Below are 13563 nucleotides of genomic sequence, written 5' to 3' on the forward strand. Positions count from 1 at the left end.
ATGGCTGCCTCCGATCGAATCTGGACCGCCGCACTCGTCGTCATCGGAGACGAGATTCTTTCAGGCCGCACGCATGACAAGAACATCGCTCAGATCGCCACCTGGCTGCAGGTCCAAGGCATCCGGCTGGCCGAAGTACGGGTGGTGCCGGACGTGGAGGACCGCATCGTCGAGGCGGTGAACGCCCTTCGCGCGCGCAACGACTATCTCTTCACCACCGGCGGAATCGGCCCAACGCACGACGACATTACCGTGGATGCGATCGCACGCGCGCTTGGCGTCCCCGTGGTCATCCACCCCGAAGCGCGCGCTATGCTTGAGCGGTACTATAGCGGTCGGGGAAGCGCGCTGACCGACGCGCGGCTACGCATGGCGCGCGTGCCCGAGGGCGCGGAACTCATTCCCAACCGCATGTCGGGCGCACCCGGCATTCGCATCGGCAAAATGTTCGTGATGGCAGGGGTGCCACACATCACGGCGGGCATGCTTGACGCCCTTACCGGCACGCTCGAAGGCGGTGCGCCCCTGCTCAGCCGCACGATCGGCTGCTGGGTAGCGGAAAGCGAGGTAGCGGACATCTTGCGCAACGCCGAACAGGCCCACGACGGCGTCCAGATCGGCAGCTATCCTTTTTTCCGTGAAGGCAGGGTTGGCGCGAACTTCGTCGTCCGCTCGACCGATGCCGATGTGCTGGATCGCTGCCTCGGCGAACTGACGCATGCTCTCGAATCCGCTGGCTACAGCGTACATCCGGGCGAGATCTAGGCAGCCAACCGGGCCTTAACCTTCCTTCGCTAGGGCTGATACGATCAGCGCGAGGAAGGACCGCGGCGTTTGACGGCCGTATATCTCACCATCGATACCGAATATGCCGCCCACCTCCCCGGTGCGAACGGCACCCCCGGCACGCGCGCGGAAAATTTCGACCGCTCGATCGCGTGCGTCACGCCTTCCGGATCCGTTGGCATTTTTCACCAGATGGATGTGCTCGACCGTCACGGGCTCAAGGCGGTGTTCTTCGTGGACCCGATGCCTGCCCTTCTTTGGGGGGTCGATGCAATTGCCGACATCGTGGGTCCGATTGTCGCACGGGGCCATGACGTCCAGCTCCATTGCCATACGGAATGGCTGGACCATGCTGAGGGTACGCCGCTGGACGGCCTGGGACGCCGACGCAACCTCAAGGACTTCAGCCTCGACGACCAGCGCATGATCCTTGCCTTCGCCCGGGACACCCTGGTCGCGGCGGGCGCCCCTTCGCCAGTTGCTTTTCGTGCCGGGAACTATGGCGCCAACGACGACACTCTGGTGGCGCTCGCCGGCCTTGGCATCGCCTACGACACCTCCCATTGCCCGGCACTTGCCGGCCGGGGCGATTGTGCCATCTCGCTTGGCCCGGAAGACTTATGCCCTCTGGAGCACCGTGGTGTTACCGAAGTGCCGACAGCCTGTCTCGAGAGCTTTCGTGGTCGGCTGCGGCACGGGCAGCTAACGGCGCTATCCTTGCAGGAACTGATCGCGGCCGTGCTGCACGCACGTGATGCTGGACTGGCAAGCCTTACCCTGGTCTCCCACAGCTTCGAACTGCTGAGCCGCGACCGGCGACGGATAAACCGGGTCGTCGCGCGGCGCTTCGATCGGCTTTGCGCCGCGCTCGCCAGCATGCCTGGTGTTTCGACCGCAACTTACGCCGACGCCCCTCCAACGGCCGAGTCGCTGCCAGGCGCCGGGGCGAGGCTACCGCACGACCTGCTGCGCGGAGGCATGCGCGTGCTCGAACAGGCGATTTCGAACGCGCTCTACAGCCGCGGGATGCGCTCGGGTGCGCAAGTCCTCGCTCTCGGCACTACGCTGCTCACCTGACTTCAATGTAGCCAAGGAAAAAGGGCCGGTGGATCGCTCCACCGGCCCTTGATCGGTTTAACCGGGGAAAGTGCCGATCAGGCGCCTTCCACCTCGGCAAGGTCGACCTTGAGGCCGGGACCCATCGTGGTGGTCAGGGAAACCTTGCGCACGTACTTGCCCTTGCCGCCGGCAGGCTTGGCCTTGACGATCGCATCGGTGAATGCCGCGAAGTTGCGCTTCAGGTCCTCGTCCGAGAACGACAGCTTGCCGAGCCCGGAGTGGATGATGCCCTGCTTTTCCACGCGGAACTCGACCTGGCCGCCCTTTGCGTCCTTAACGGCCTGCTCGACGTTCGGAGTGACCGTGCCGAGCTTCGGGTTCGGCATCAGGCCCTTGGGGCCCAGAACCTTGCCGAGACGGCCAACGACACCCATCATGTCGGGGGTCGCGATCACGCGGTCATAGGCGAGGTTGCCGGCCTGCATGTCTTCCATCAGGTCTTCGGCACCAACCTTGTCAGCACCGGCGGCAAGCGCCTTTTCGGCATTGTCGCCGCGGGCGAACACCGCCACGCGCACGGTCTTGCCCGTACCGGCAGGCAGCGACACCATTCCCCGGACCATCTGGTCGGCGTGGCGCGGGTCGACGCCGAGGTTCATCGCGACTTCGAGAGTCTCGTCGAACTTCTTGCTGGCGTTGTCACGCAGCATCTTGAGCGCATCGTCGAAGCTGTAGAGCGTATCGCGATCGATCTGGGCGAGAACCTTCGCCTTCTTGGTCAGCTTGGCCATCGGATCAGCCCTCCGTCACTTCGAGGCCCATCGAGCGCGCGGAGCCCTCGATGATCTTGGTTGCCTGGTCGAGATCGTTGGCGTTGAGGTCGGCCATCTTCAGCTCGGCGATCTTGGTCAGTTCGCTGCGGGCAATCTTCCCCGCAGTCACCTTGCCCGGCTCCTTCGAACCCGACTTGAGGTTCGCTGCCTTCTTGATCAGGAAGCTCGCCGGCGGCGTCTTCGTGACGAAGGTGAAGCTGCGGTCGGCAAACACGGTGATGACGGTGGGAATGGGCATGCCCTTCTCCATCTCGCCGGTCGCCGCGTTGAACGCCTTGCAGAACTCCATGATGTTCACGCCGCGCTGACCCAGTGCAGGACCGATGGGCGGTGACGGGTTGGCGGCGCCCGCGGGCACCTGCAGCTTGATGTAGCCGTCGATCTTCTTGGCCATTATAGGCCTCCTTTCTCACTGTCGCCCCGCCTCTCGATGCGTCGAAAAGGCGAAGCTCATGGTAAGCGGTTCGACGAGCCGCCACATGGCGACTCTCCCGCATGGTTTCCCGGTTCGGAGCTGGGAAGGCGCGCGCATAGTCGAGTGGCTGTCATATTGCAACCGGGATGCCAGCTGGCCGAAGCCTCGGCGCTGCATCCGGATAGGCGACGCATGTTGTTGGTCGATTATGTCTATACGCCTGCGTCTCTGCGTAATATAATTTCAGCATCATGAAGCAGGGCTCATCTGGCGCTCCCGTGATTTCACCAGGCCGCAAGCTGATGCACGTGGCCGCGGCGCTGGCGCTGCTGTCCCCCGGGGCTGCCCAGGCGAGCGGAAGCCCATCCCCCCTTTCCGCTGATCCGCCAACGAACCTGCCTAGACCAGGCGAGGCGGAGATCGACGATGCACTCGCTATCTCCGGAACCGATATCGCCGCCGAGAAGCTGCGCACCCGCATGACTGTGCCGGTCATCGTCAACGGGCGCGGTCCATACCGCTTCGTGGTCGACAGCGGCGCAGATACATCGGTTGTCGGTGAGCGGCTCGCCAGCGCCCTTGCGCTTCCTTCGGGCAGTCCGGCCTTCCTGATCGGAGTAACCGAGAATGCGTGGATCAATCGGGCGATGGTCGATCGATTCGATCTGGGACCGTCGTCGGTCTCGAATCTCGAAGTTCCGGTGCTGAAGGACCTGGACATCGGTGCCGAGGGCATGGTCGGGCTCGATGCGCTGGTCGATCAGCGGCTGGTGCTCGATTTCGAAAGGCGGACGATCAGCATCGACGATCGAACCCGTCCGGCGGCGATGATGGACGGAGAGATCGTCGTGACCGCCCGGCTTAGGCGTGGGCAGCTGATCCTCACACGGATAAGGGCCGGGTTGACGCCGGTCGAAGCGGTCATCGACACCGGCTCGGAAGCGACCATCGGAAATCTCGCGCTAAGAAACCGGCTCCGCAAACGCTTTCCGGACCGGTTCGGTACGATTGAACTCCAGGGTGTGACCGGGGTGGCAAGCAAGCTCGAGGCCGCTGTGATACCCGAACTCAAGATGGGCCAGGTAACGCTGCGGAATGTACCGATTGCCTTTGGCGACCTGCCGCCGTTCAAGGTGTTCGGAATGAGAGACCGGCCCGCATTATTGCTCGGCACGGATCTCATGGAAACATTCCGCAAGGTCTCGCTCGACTTCGCCGCGCGGAAAGTTCGGTTCCAGTTGCGCCAGTGCGAACCGCATTCCGTCGTCGTGAAGGCGGCAGTTACGCGAACGATGAAGCTGAGCGCCGATGGGGGCGCAGTCTGCGCCCGCTAATGCAGCGCGCAGCTTACTTGACGAGTTCGACTTCCTCGAAGCCGAGTTCGACGGGAGTGGCACGGCCGAAGATCGACACGCTGACCTTGACCCGCTGCTTGTCGAAATCGAGTTCCTCGACCACGCCGTTGAAGCTTGCGAACGGCCCGGCGTTGACCTTGACCTGGTCGCCGATTTCATAATCGACACTGACCTGGCGCTTGGGCGCAGCCTTGGCTTCTTCCATGCCGCCGAAGTAGCGGGCGGCCTCACGCTCGGAGATCGCCTGCGGCTTGTTCCCCGAGCCAAGAAAGCCGGTCACCTTGGGAGTGTTCTTGACCAGGTGGTACACGTCGTCGGTCATGTTGAGCTTGGCCAGAACATAGCCTGGCATGAACTTGCGTTCGACCTGCACCTTCTTGCCGCGCTTGACCTCGGTCACGGTTTCGGTCGGCACCTCGACGGCCTCGACCGCTTCGGACAACCCGAGACGTTCAGCCTCCGAGATGATCGCGTCGCGAACCTTGTTCTCGAAGCCGGAATAGGCGTGGATGATGTACCAGCGGGCCATGATTGCGTTTTCTATCCAGTGAAGATCAGGCGAGCGACAGCAGCCAGGCCATGATGGCGCCGAACAGTGTGTCGATCCCGAGGAAGAAGACCGAGAGGATCAGCATCATGATGGCCACGAAGATCGCGGTGCGAACCGTTTCCTCGCGGCTCGGCCAGACGACCTTGCGCCCTTCGGCGCGCACCTGGTTCAGAAATTCCGCCGGGCTCGTCTTTGCCATTGTACCGTCAGCTCTCGCGTGCAGTTGATTGTGCCGGTCCCCTGGATGGAGCCCCCGTGACAAGTAGGGGGCCGGGCCGCCCCGGTTCAAGTGCCGGGAGGGCTGGCAGTGCTCCATCTGTCGGAAAAAGCGGCACCGCCATTAGGACGCGTATCATCCAAAAGCAAGCGGGCCGGCCAACCCCGCGGGGTGCCGGCCCGTTGCGGCTTCGGTATCTCGAGCGCCGTGACTGCTTACCGCCGCCCGAAGATGCGGGCGAGCAGGCCAGGTTCTTCCATAGGCCGGATCGGTCCGTGGATTCTCATGCGCGTGGAGGCGTCGTGATACGGACGAGGCTGCACCCATGCATCGGGCCGGCTGCTGCGAAAGGAAAGACCAGACATGAATATGTTCCCTGAACCGATTTGCCCCACCGGCTTTCACTCCAAACGAATGCTTCGGCGGCGCGGTTCCCCGCTTAACTAGTGCTAATGCGCCGGCCATGGCGAAGCTCTTGCCTGCGCAGGCAAGAAATGGGCGCCCCCGAAGGGGTAGGCTAACGGTTGCGAACGGAAGAAAGTTGGCAGGGGCGGAGGGACTCGAACCCACGGCCCTCGGTTTTGGAGACCGATGCTCTACCAGCTGAGCTACACCCCTGCGCTGGAAGGGGCGCGCTTTAGGTGCAAAAGCGATGCATCGCAAGCGGCCAAACCCTGCTAAAAGTGCTCGATCTATGCATCCCCCCGGACTACCGCTCGTTCCCAGCGAATTGCTGATGCTCGCATATCGCAGCGGCATCTTTCCAATGTCCGATGGCCGCGACGATCCAGAAGTGTTCTGGGTAGAGCCCAAGCGTCGCGCGATCCTGCCGCTTGCCGGCTTCCATCTCTCGCACTCGTTGGCCAAGGCGATTCGCAAGGATCGCTTCCGAGTGAGTTGCGACCAAGCGTTCGATCAGGTGATGGCGGAGTGTGCCGCGCCCAGGCCCGATCATCCCGAAAGCTGGATCAGCAGGCGGATAATGGCAAGTTATCGCGCCCTGCATTCGGAAGGGCACGCTCATTCGATCGAATGCTGGCAGGGCGATGAGCTCGTCGGCGGGCTCTACGGCGTAGGGTTCGGCGGGGTGTTCTGCGGCGAATCGATGTTCAGCCGGGCTGACAACGCCAGCAAGGTGGCGCTTGCCTGGCTCGTGGCGCTGCTCCGCCGGGCTGGAGCGCGCCTGCTTGATTGTCAGTTCATGACCGAACATCTCGCCTCGCTCGGTGCGGTCGAAATTTCCCAGGCGCGCTATGTCGCCTTGCTGGCGGACGCCGAAGGCATCGGCGCAGCTTCGCTGCCGGAAGCTTTTGGCGCGCTCGAAGACGAAGCCTCCGGCTTGGGCTTGCCCCCGTCGAAGCTCATTTTGCAGTCCTTGACCCAGACATCGTAGATCGGATGCTCGACTACATTGAGGCTTGGCGATTCCTTGAACAGCCAGCCTGAAAAAACCTTGTTCCAGCTATCGTTGTCGCGGGCACCGCGCACGAACACCTGCGCGAAGGCTCCGGTCTGGCGCGGGAACTCCCACGGTGCGGTCCGCTCGCACGCAGCGAGGCGGACGATGACATCCCCCCAGCGCTTCGCCTCCCCGGGCTTCATCTGGAAGTCCTGCGACAGGTTGTTCCGCTTGTTGAGAACACCGATCACCGCGATGCGGTCCTTCATCGGCGTGCCTTCGCCCGCGTCGACGGGGCGAACGGTGGTCGGGGCACGCAGGTTCTCGGGAATCTCCGTCTCCACCGCACGGGGTGGCGGTGGGCCCTTCGAGCAGGCTGCAAGCGCAGCCAGCGCCGGGATCAGCATGGTGGCACCCGCGCGCATTGTCAGGCGTCCGGGCTCCAGGCTTCGTAGTCGCCAGTGGCGGCTGCGCGCCTTCCACCCCGCTCGAGCGCGCCCTGCGGCCGGTGGGCGGCAGCGGTCCCGGTGGCGTTGGGGATATAGTCCGCCTCCCAGATGCGCGCCGGCGGCAACCGGCTTTCGGGCACGCCATCAAGCGATCCGTGCAGCCAGCCATGCCATTCCGGGGGGACATTGCTGGCGTCGTTCGAGCCGGCGTAGATGACCCAGCGCCGCTCACTGCCGGCGAAGGGCTGCCCCGCCTTCACGCGCTTCTTGGCGCGAAAATAGCGGTTGCCGGCCAGATCGGTGCCGACCTGCTCGCCGTTCATCGCGCTCCAGAGCGAGGTGCCGATGGTCGCGCCGTCCCACCAGGTGAAGATCTTGGAAAAGAAGCCCATGGGCCGCGCGGTTAGCCGATTCCCCCGGCAGCGCCAAGCGCTACCAATCGACCCTCGCGCCAGGGACGATGCCCAGTTGTGCTGCGCGGCCGCCGGGAATCTCCAGCACTGCCGTAGTCAGGCCGGCGGCACTTACGGGCGTGAGCGAATAGGGCACCGTGTTCGCGGCGATATTGAGGATGCGGCGATCCGCCCCGATGAAGATGATGTCGAGAGGAAGCGGCGTGTTCTTCATCCAGAAACTGGCCAGGTCGGCTGGCTCGCGCGGGAAGATCATTCCCTCGTCCGCGCCCAGTTCATTCCTGAACATCAGTCCGCGCGCCTGCTCTTCGCTGCTGCGGGCAACTTCCACGCGGAAGGTGTGCTTCCCTTTCGGCGTCGCCACCGAGAGCGGGATCACCGGCAGCCCCGAAACCGGATGCCGCTGGCTGACCGCCGCCGCCGTTGGTGTGGCTTCCGCGGCAGGCTGCGGAGAGCACGCGCTGAAAGCGCCGAGCGCGGCAAGGGCAAGGAAAGTCATTGCGGGGCGAAGGTGGGTCATTCAGGATTCCTCGGATTCGGCAGCCCATTCTTCGGCCGCCGTTACGCTGTCGGCCTCGATTACAGCCCGCGCCGCCTCAAATCCATGCCCTGCCCGCAGCATCGCGGCGAACTGCTTCTGGCGCGTGTCCCGGTCGGTCTCCCTGCCCGAACGGCTCCAGGGGCCGAGCTTGCGGCGGGAAGCGAAAGCCACAGCGGCGCGGCGCTCCTCGGCTTCGGTGGCGCGGACTGCCTCGCGCACCTCCTCGGTTATGCCGGCAGCGCCGAGCGCCTGTGCGACGCGGCGCGGACCGTAGCCCCGGCGAAGCAGGCCGCCGCTCCGGGCGCGCGCATAGACCTCGTCGTCGATATAGCCGGCGGCGATGAACCTTTCCACGACTGCTCCGGGTTCCGGGGGGCGGTCTCCTGCCCACCCGCGTTCGCGCAGCTTGCGAATCAGGTAACTTTCCAGTTTCGCGCCGCTCGTCGCGAAGCGCGCGACATAACCCAGGGCCAGTTCCTCGAGCTTGACCGCATCGAGCGGAGGAGGCTTTCGCCGGGGGCGGGATCGATCGACGGCCATGCTCGGCCATAATCGTGCCACACTGTGTAACGATTGGGAAACCCTGGACCAACGTGCTATTGGACGCGCACGACCGAACTGCACGCAACAAGCGCCTGACAGAGGCGCGCAGAGGACGGGTTTCGCTCCACACATGACCGAACTGCAATTGACGCCGACTCCGAACGACTGCTCGCTGCCGCGTCGGCGGGCCGACTTCGCGACCTTCGCCGAGGCGATCGACTATGCCGCGCGCAGCGAGAAGGGGCTCAACTTCCACGACATGCGCGGCGATCTAGAGCGCGCATATTCCTTTGCTGAGATGCGGGAGGATGGCCTTGCGATGGCGCGCCGCCTGGTCGCCGCGGGCATCGGCAAGAGCGACCGGGTAGCCCTCGTCGCCGAGACGAGTCCCGAATTCGCCGCTCTGTTCTGCGGCTGCATCTACGCCGGCGCATGGCCGGTCCCGCTGCCGCTGCCGACGACTTTCGGCGGGCGCGATAGCTACATCGACCAGCTCGTCGTCCAGCTTGAAAGTGCGGATCCGATCATCCTGCTCTACCCGGCCGAGATTTCCGAAATGGCTCTCGCAGCGGCGGCGAGGCAGGGCTGCAAGGGCATGAGCTGGGAGGATTTCGCCGCCACCGGAGCGCCGGAATGCGAGCTTCCCGAAGCGCAGCCGGACGATATCTGCTATCTCCAGTATTCCTCTGGCTCCACCCGCTTCCCGACGGGCGTCGCGGTGACTCACCGGGCGCTGCTGCACAACCTGTACGGGCACGCTACCGGGGTCGACCTCGGCACCAACGACAGGGTGGTGAGCTGGCTGCCGTGGTACCACGACATGGGCCTTGTCGGCTGCCTGCTGTCGCCGATCGCCAACCAGGTGAGCTGCGACTACCTCAAGACCGAGCATTTCGCCCGCCGTCCGCTTGCCTGGCTCGACCTGATCAGCCGGAATGCGGGCCAGACGCTGAGCTACTCGCCGACGTTCGGATACGACATCTGCGCGCGGCGGATCTCCTCGCAGAGCCATGTCTCGGAGCGCTTCGACCTGTCGCGCTGGCGCACCGCGGGCAATGGCGCCGACATGATCCGGCCCGACGTCATGCAGAACTTCGTCAACGCGTTTGCCGAGGCCGGATTCCGCGCCAGCGCGTTCACGCCGAGCTACGGCCTCGCCGAGGCGACCCTTGCGGTCACCGTGATGCCTCCTGGCGAAGGCATCCGGGTCGAGCTGGTCGAGGAGGAGCGCCTGTCGGGCACCCCGCGCGACCTGTCACGCCCCGCGCGCTACCGCGCGATCGTCAATTGCGGCAAGCCGCTGCCGGGCATCGACGTCGAGATCCGGGGCGAGCACGGCGAGATCAAGGGCGACCACCAGATCGGCAAGGTCTGGTGCCGCGGGACGAGCGTGATGCACTCGTACTTCCGCAACGAGGAAGCGACCAACGACTGCCTGGTCGATGGCTGGCTCGACACCGGCGACATGGGCTACCTCGGCGACGGCTACCTGTTCATCGTCGGCCGGGCGAAGGACATGATCATCATCAACGGCAAGAACCACTGGCCGCAGGACATCGAGTGGGCGGTGGAGCAGCTCCCCGGCTTCAACCACGGCGACATCGCGGCGTTCTCGGTCGAGGCCGACAACGGCGAGGAAGTGCCCGCGGTGCTGGTCCATTGCCGAGTGTCCGACCCCGAAGAACGGGTCCGCCTGCACGACCAGATCCGCGACAAGGTGCGCTCCATCACGGGGATGAACTGCGTGGTCGAGCTGGTCCCACCGCGCACATTGCCGCGCACGAGCTCGGGCAAGCTCAGCCGTGCGAAAGCCAAGCGGCTCTACCTCTCGGGCGAGATCGAGCCGATCAAGCTGCTTGAGGCCGCCTGACGGGCGCGAGCAGTATCCCAACAGGGAGTTCCCGCGCACGCGTGGACCACTGACCGGGGTATTTGGCGAAATTCCGTTTTCTCCGAAACTCGTCTTTAATTAGATGGTTATGGCCGAGAATCGTGTCGCACTTGTCACCTTTCGGCTTCCATCTCGAGGCGGACAGATTCCGCGCGGCCGTGCCAGGAGCATGGAGGGGCTGACGATGGGAAGGAGCCGGAAAGAACTTCTACCAAGCGGCAGCCGTGTAGGAAAATTGCTCGGCCCTCCCTCCTCCGGCGATGGCAAATCGTGTGCACCGACCGCCCGGCCTGCTAGACGGGCTTGAAACGTGCGCCGACTGTCTTATCATTATAACACAGCGTCCTGAGAGGTAACATGGCCGAAACGCAGACCAAGACCGCGACCGAGCTGGAGCTTACCCCCCCTGACCCCGTGCCGGTGGTCAGCGCGGACAAGGCCGCCGGCCTCGTGCCGATCGGCGACGAGAAGAAATCGAAGCTTGAGGAGAAGGCCGACGCCTTCGTGGCGGACCTGGTGGCGCAGGACGCCAACTCGCCCGAGTTCGGCCGCAAGGTGGACCAGATTACCAACATGGGCCGCAAGGAGATCATGGCGGCCGCGGGCATGTCCAACCGCTTCCTCGACCGGCCGGTGCGCGCGATGGACAAGGACGAAGGCGTCGGCGCCAACCTCGCCGAGCTGCGCCGCGTGGTCGAGGATCTCGATCCGGGCCGCCGCGGCGCCAAGAGCGGACCGCGCAAGATCCTGGGCATCATCCCTTTCGGAAACAAGCTGACAAACTATTTCCGCAGCTATCAAAGCGCGCAGACACACATCCAGTCGATCCTCGGGAACCTTGCCAGCGGCAAGGACGAACTGCTGATGGACAACGCGGCGATCGACGTCGAACGCCAGAAGCTGTGGGAGGCGATGGGCAACCTCGAGCAGATGATCCACATCTCGAAGACGCTCGACGAGAAGCTGGAAGACAAGGCCGCCGAACTCGACGCAACCGATCCTGCGAAGGCCAGGGCGATCCGTGAGACAGCCCTGTTCTACGTCCGCCAGCGGACGCAGGACCTGCTGACCCAGATGGCGGTCAGCGTGCAGGGCTATCTCAGTCTCGACCTCGTCAAGAAGAACAACGTCGAACTGGTGAAGGGCGTCGATCGGGCGAGCACCACCACCGTGGGGGCATTGCGCACGGCTGTGACGGTGGCCGAGGCGATGACCAATCAGCGCCTGGTGCTCAATCAGATCACCGCGCTCAACTCGACCACCGCGGGCATCATCGACAGCACCAGCAAGTTGCTGCGCGAGCAGACCGGCAAGATCCACGAGCAGGCCGCCGCCAGCACCATTCCGCTCGAGACGCTGCAGCGGGCGTTCCAGAACATCTACGACACGATGGACGAGGTGGACGCGTTCAAGCTGCGCGCGCTCGATTCCATGAAGCAGACGGTGAACACGCTCTCCGGCGAGGTCGAAAAGTCGAAGGGCTATATCGCCCGGGCCGAAGGCCAGGCGCGCGCATCGACGCAGGTGACCGAATCGAAGCTCCTGAGCCTGGAAAGCTGAGGGACGCTGCGTGGCCGACCTGACCCGCGACAGCGACCGCGTTCTGAGCGAAGCGCGCCGCCTTCGCGACGACAACCGCGCGGGCGGGCGGCACCGCCGCGTCGCTGCGCAATCGATCGGGCGCGAATCCCGCAAGCTCAAGACCCGTCACTGGGCGGTGAAGCTGCGCAACATCGTCATCGCGCTGTTCGCCATCTGGGTCGCCGCGGGGGTGTTCGGCTGGATCGTCAGCGGCATCGGCTTCATGGGCGTCATGGCGCTGATAGTCGCGAGCATCGTCGCCGTGGCGGTGCTCGGCAACTACCCCAAGCTCAAGGTGCCGCAGCGCGCCGACCTCACGCGGGCGACCGATGCGCGGCAGCTCGTGGGGCGGACCGAGCTTTGGCTGGAGGCACAGCGCCCTGCCCTGCCCGCGCCGGCGGCTGACATGGTCGGAAAGATCGGCGTTCAGCTCGATGCGCTCGGCCTGCAGCTCGAAGGCATCGACCAGAATCACCCGGCTGCCCGGGAAATCCGCACGCTGGTTGGCGAGACCCTGCCCGAGATGGTCGACAGCTATCGCCGCATCCCCACCCACTTGCGCAGCGAGGAGCGCGCCGGCGCGACCCCCGACGATCAGCTCGCCGGCGGCCTGGGCAAGATCAGCGACGAGCTTGGCCGCGTGACCCGTCAGCTTGCCGAAGGCAGCCTAGACGACCTGGCCGTCAAGACGCGCTACCTCGATTACAAATATGGCGAGGACATCGCCCTGCCCTCCCCTTCGATCAAGGATCCCGCCTGATGCGCGTCGCCATTCCGCACACCCTCGACAACGACACCGTGCGCGAGCGCCTGCGGAGCAAGAGCCACGAGATCGGCGACAGCATCCCGGGGGGCGGCAATGTGCGCACGGCCTGGCCGAACGAGGACCGGATGACGATGGACATCATGGCAATGGGCCAGAACCTCCACGCGCACGTCGATCTGGAGCCTGGCCAGCTGGTGTTCGAGGTGCCCCTTCCGCCCGCGCTGTCCTTCATCGAGCCGATGGTCGCAGGGGCGATCCAGAAGGGCGGTCAAAAGCTGCTCGCCCCGCCCAAGGACTGACTTTCGCATCGCCCGGAAGGTCTAGACGTGCCGCCCGTGCTCGAGGAATTCGACCGGGATCCGTAGGGCTGCCGAGGCGATGCGGGTTTCCTGCAGGAACAGGACCAGAGCCCAGATCAGCAGGCCGACCGCGACGATAAAGGTGCCTGCGACGACCCGCTGCAAGTTTGCGCCAGCCAGTTCCTCGATGAACAGAAGCGTCACCGTGATGCCGACGGCGATGCCGCTGATGACGAGCAACAGGATCGCGCGAATGATCAGCCGGATACGCCGGTCGACCAGCCGCATTTCGCGCACCACCAGGTCATGCTCCTCCCCCACCGTCTCGCCATGCTCGCGCTGCAAGGCCCGGCTGCGATCGACGATGCGCCCGAGGCGGGTGGACAGCAGGTTCATGATGTTGCCCATTGCGACGAGGACGAACACCGGTGCGAGCGCGAGCTGGATCGTTTGTGCTATCATGACC

16 protein-coding genes, 1 tRNA gene and 1 pseudogene are annotated in these 13563 nt (G+C 64.7%); 8 read left to right on the forward strand and 10 right to left on the reverse strand.

The window, feature by feature from the left end:
• Together IEW58_RS10735 and IEW58_RS10740 are read left to right on the forward strand one after the other, a co-directional pair.
• Positions 1–765 carry a competence/damage-inducible protein A gene (locus tag IEW58_RS10735; protein ID WP_188645112.1) on the forward strand — a complete coding sequence of 255 codons (765 nt, stop codon included), beginning with the start codon at positions 1–3 and terminating at the stop codon, positions 763–765.
• Between the two features lie 69 nt (positions 766–834).
• On the forward strand, positions 835–1863 hold the full coding sequence (locus IEW58_RS10740; protein ID WP_188645113.1) for a polysaccharide deacetylase family protein: 1029 nt from the start codon (positions 835–837) through the stop codon (positions 1861–1863).
• A 77-nt stretch (positions 1864–1940) separates the two neighbouring features.
• Here the strand turns inward: IEW58_RS10740 and rplA are convergent, their stop codons facing one another.
• On the reverse strand, positions 1941–2636 hold the full coding sequence (gene rplA, locus IEW58_RS10745; RefSeq protein WP_188645114.1) for a 50S ribosomal protein L1: 696 nt from the start codon (positions 2634–2636) through the stop codon (positions 1941–1943).
• A gap of 4 nt (positions 2637–2640) precedes the next feature.
• On the reverse strand, positions 2641–3072 hold the full coding sequence (gene rplK, locus IEW58_RS10750) for a 50S ribosomal protein L11 (RefSeq protein WP_188645115.1): 432 nt from the start codon (positions 3070–3072) through the stop codon (positions 2641–2643).
• A gap of 299 nt (positions 3073–3371) precedes the next feature.
• On the opposite strand from rplK, the gene IEW58_RS10755 reads away from it, so the two are divergent.
• Positions 3372–4427, forward strand: coding sequence for an aspartyl protease family protein (locus IEW58_RS10755; RefSeq protein WP_188645116.1), 1056 nt, complete (start codon positions 3372–3374; stop codon positions 4425–4427).
• Between the two features lie 13 nt (positions 4428–4440).
• On the opposite strand, the gene nusG is transcribed toward IEW58_RS10755, so the two are convergent.
• From nusG to IEW58_RS10770, 3 genes are all read right to left on the reverse strand, one after another.
• Positions 4441–4977 carry a transcription termination/antitermination protein NusG gene (nusG, locus tag IEW58_RS10760; protein WP_188645117.1) on the reverse strand — a complete coding sequence of 179 codons (537 nt, stop codon included), beginning with the start codon at positions 4975–4977 and terminating at the stop codon, positions 4441–4443.
• A 25-nt stretch (positions 4978–5002) separates the two neighbouring features.
• On the reverse strand, positions 5003–5197 hold the full coding sequence (gene secE, locus IEW58_RS10765) for a preprotein translocase subunit SecE (protein WP_188645118.1): 195 nt from the start codon (positions 5195–5197) through the stop codon (positions 5003–5005).
• 560 nt (positions 5198–5757) lie between these two features.
• Positions 5758–5833: transfer RNA gene (locus IEW58_RS10770), tRNA-Trp, on the reverse strand.
• Positions 5834–5909: 76 nt separating this feature from the next.
• Between IEW58_RS10770 and aat the strand changes: the two genes are divergently transcribed.
• Complete coding sequence (aat, locus tag IEW58_RS10775) at positions 5910–6608, forward strand: leucyl/phenylalanyl-tRNA--protein transferase (protein ID WP_188645119.1); 699 nt, start codon at positions 5910–5912, stop codon at positions 6606–6608.
• A 35-nt stretch (positions 6609–6643) separates the two neighbouring features.
• On the opposite strand, the pseudogene IEW58_RS14035 reads toward aat, so the two are convergent.
• The 4 genes and pseudogenes from IEW58_RS14035 to IEW58_RS10795 all read right to left on the reverse strand — a co-directional run.
• Positions 6644–7039 (reverse strand): annotated as a pseudogene (locus IEW58_RS14035) (DUF2155 domain-containing protein); the annotation flags it as partial.
• A gap of 2 nt (positions 7040–7041) precedes the next feature.
• Positions 7042–7455 (reverse strand): NADH:ubiquinone oxidoreductase subunit NDUFA12, encoded by a 414-nt coding sequence (locus IEW58_RS10785; RefSeq protein WP_188645120.1) that lies wholly within the window; start codon positions 7453–7455, stop codon positions 7042–7044.
• A 40-nt stretch (positions 7456–7495) separates the two neighbouring features.
• On the reverse strand, positions 7496–7996 hold the full coding sequence (locus IEW58_RS10790) for a DUF192 domain-containing protein (protein ID WP_188645121.1): 501 nt from the start codon (positions 7994–7996) through the stop codon (positions 7496–7498).
• The gene (locus IEW58_RS10795) at positions 7997–8557 is read right to left on the reverse strand and encodes a regulatory protein RecX (protein WP_188645122.1); all 561 of its coding nucleotides are present in this window, start codon (positions 8555–8557) and stop codon (positions 7997–7999) included.
• Between the two features lie 133 nt (positions 8558–8690).
• Here IEW58_RS10795 and IEW58_RS10800 point away from each other — a divergent pair, with 133 nt between their 5' ends.
• The 4 genes from IEW58_RS10800 (at position 8691) to IEW58_RS10815 (ending at position 13097) form a co-directional block, all read left to right on the forward strand.
• Positions 8691–10430 (forward strand): fatty acyl-AMP ligase, encoded by a 1740-nt coding sequence (locus IEW58_RS10800; protein ID WP_188645123.1) that lies wholly within the window; start codon positions 8691–8693, stop codon positions 10428–10430.
• A gap of 378 nt (positions 10431–10808) precedes the next feature.
• Positions 10809–12011: a toxic anion resistance protein gene (locus tag IEW58_RS10805; protein ID WP_188645124.1), complete on the forward strand. Its 1203-nt coding sequence runs from the start codon at positions 10809–10811 to the stop codon at positions 12009–12011.
• A 10-nt stretch (positions 12012–12021) separates the two neighbouring features.
• The gene (locus tag IEW58_RS10810; protein ID WP_188645125.1) at positions 12022–12792 is read left to right on the forward strand and encodes a hypothetical protein; all 771 of its coding nucleotides are present in this window, start codon (positions 12022–12024) and stop codon (positions 12790–12792) included.
• Positions 12792–13097 (forward strand): polyhydroxyalkanoic acid system family protein, encoded by a 306-nt coding sequence (locus IEW58_RS10815; protein ID WP_188645126.1) that lies wholly within the window; start codon positions 12792–12794, stop codon positions 13095–13097. Before IEW58_RS10810 ends, IEW58_RS10815 begins: the two co-directional genes overlap by 1 nt.
• Positions 13098–13118: 21 nt before the next feature.
• On the opposite strand, the gene IEW58_RS10820 is transcribed toward IEW58_RS10815, so the two are convergent.
• Positions 13119–13559: a DUF2721 domain-containing protein gene (locus IEW58_RS10820; protein ID WP_188645127.1), complete on the reverse strand. Its 441-nt coding sequence runs from the start codon at positions 13557–13559 to the stop codon at positions 13119–13121.
• Positions 13560–13563: the final 4 nt, after the last annotated feature.

Origin of the sequence: Tsuneonella deserti (assembly GCF_014644315.1) — a bacterium.
Taxonomy (GTDB): domain Bacteria; phylum Pseudomonadota; class Alphaproteobacteria; order Sphingomonadales; family Sphingomonadaceae; genus Tsuneonella; species Tsuneonella deserti.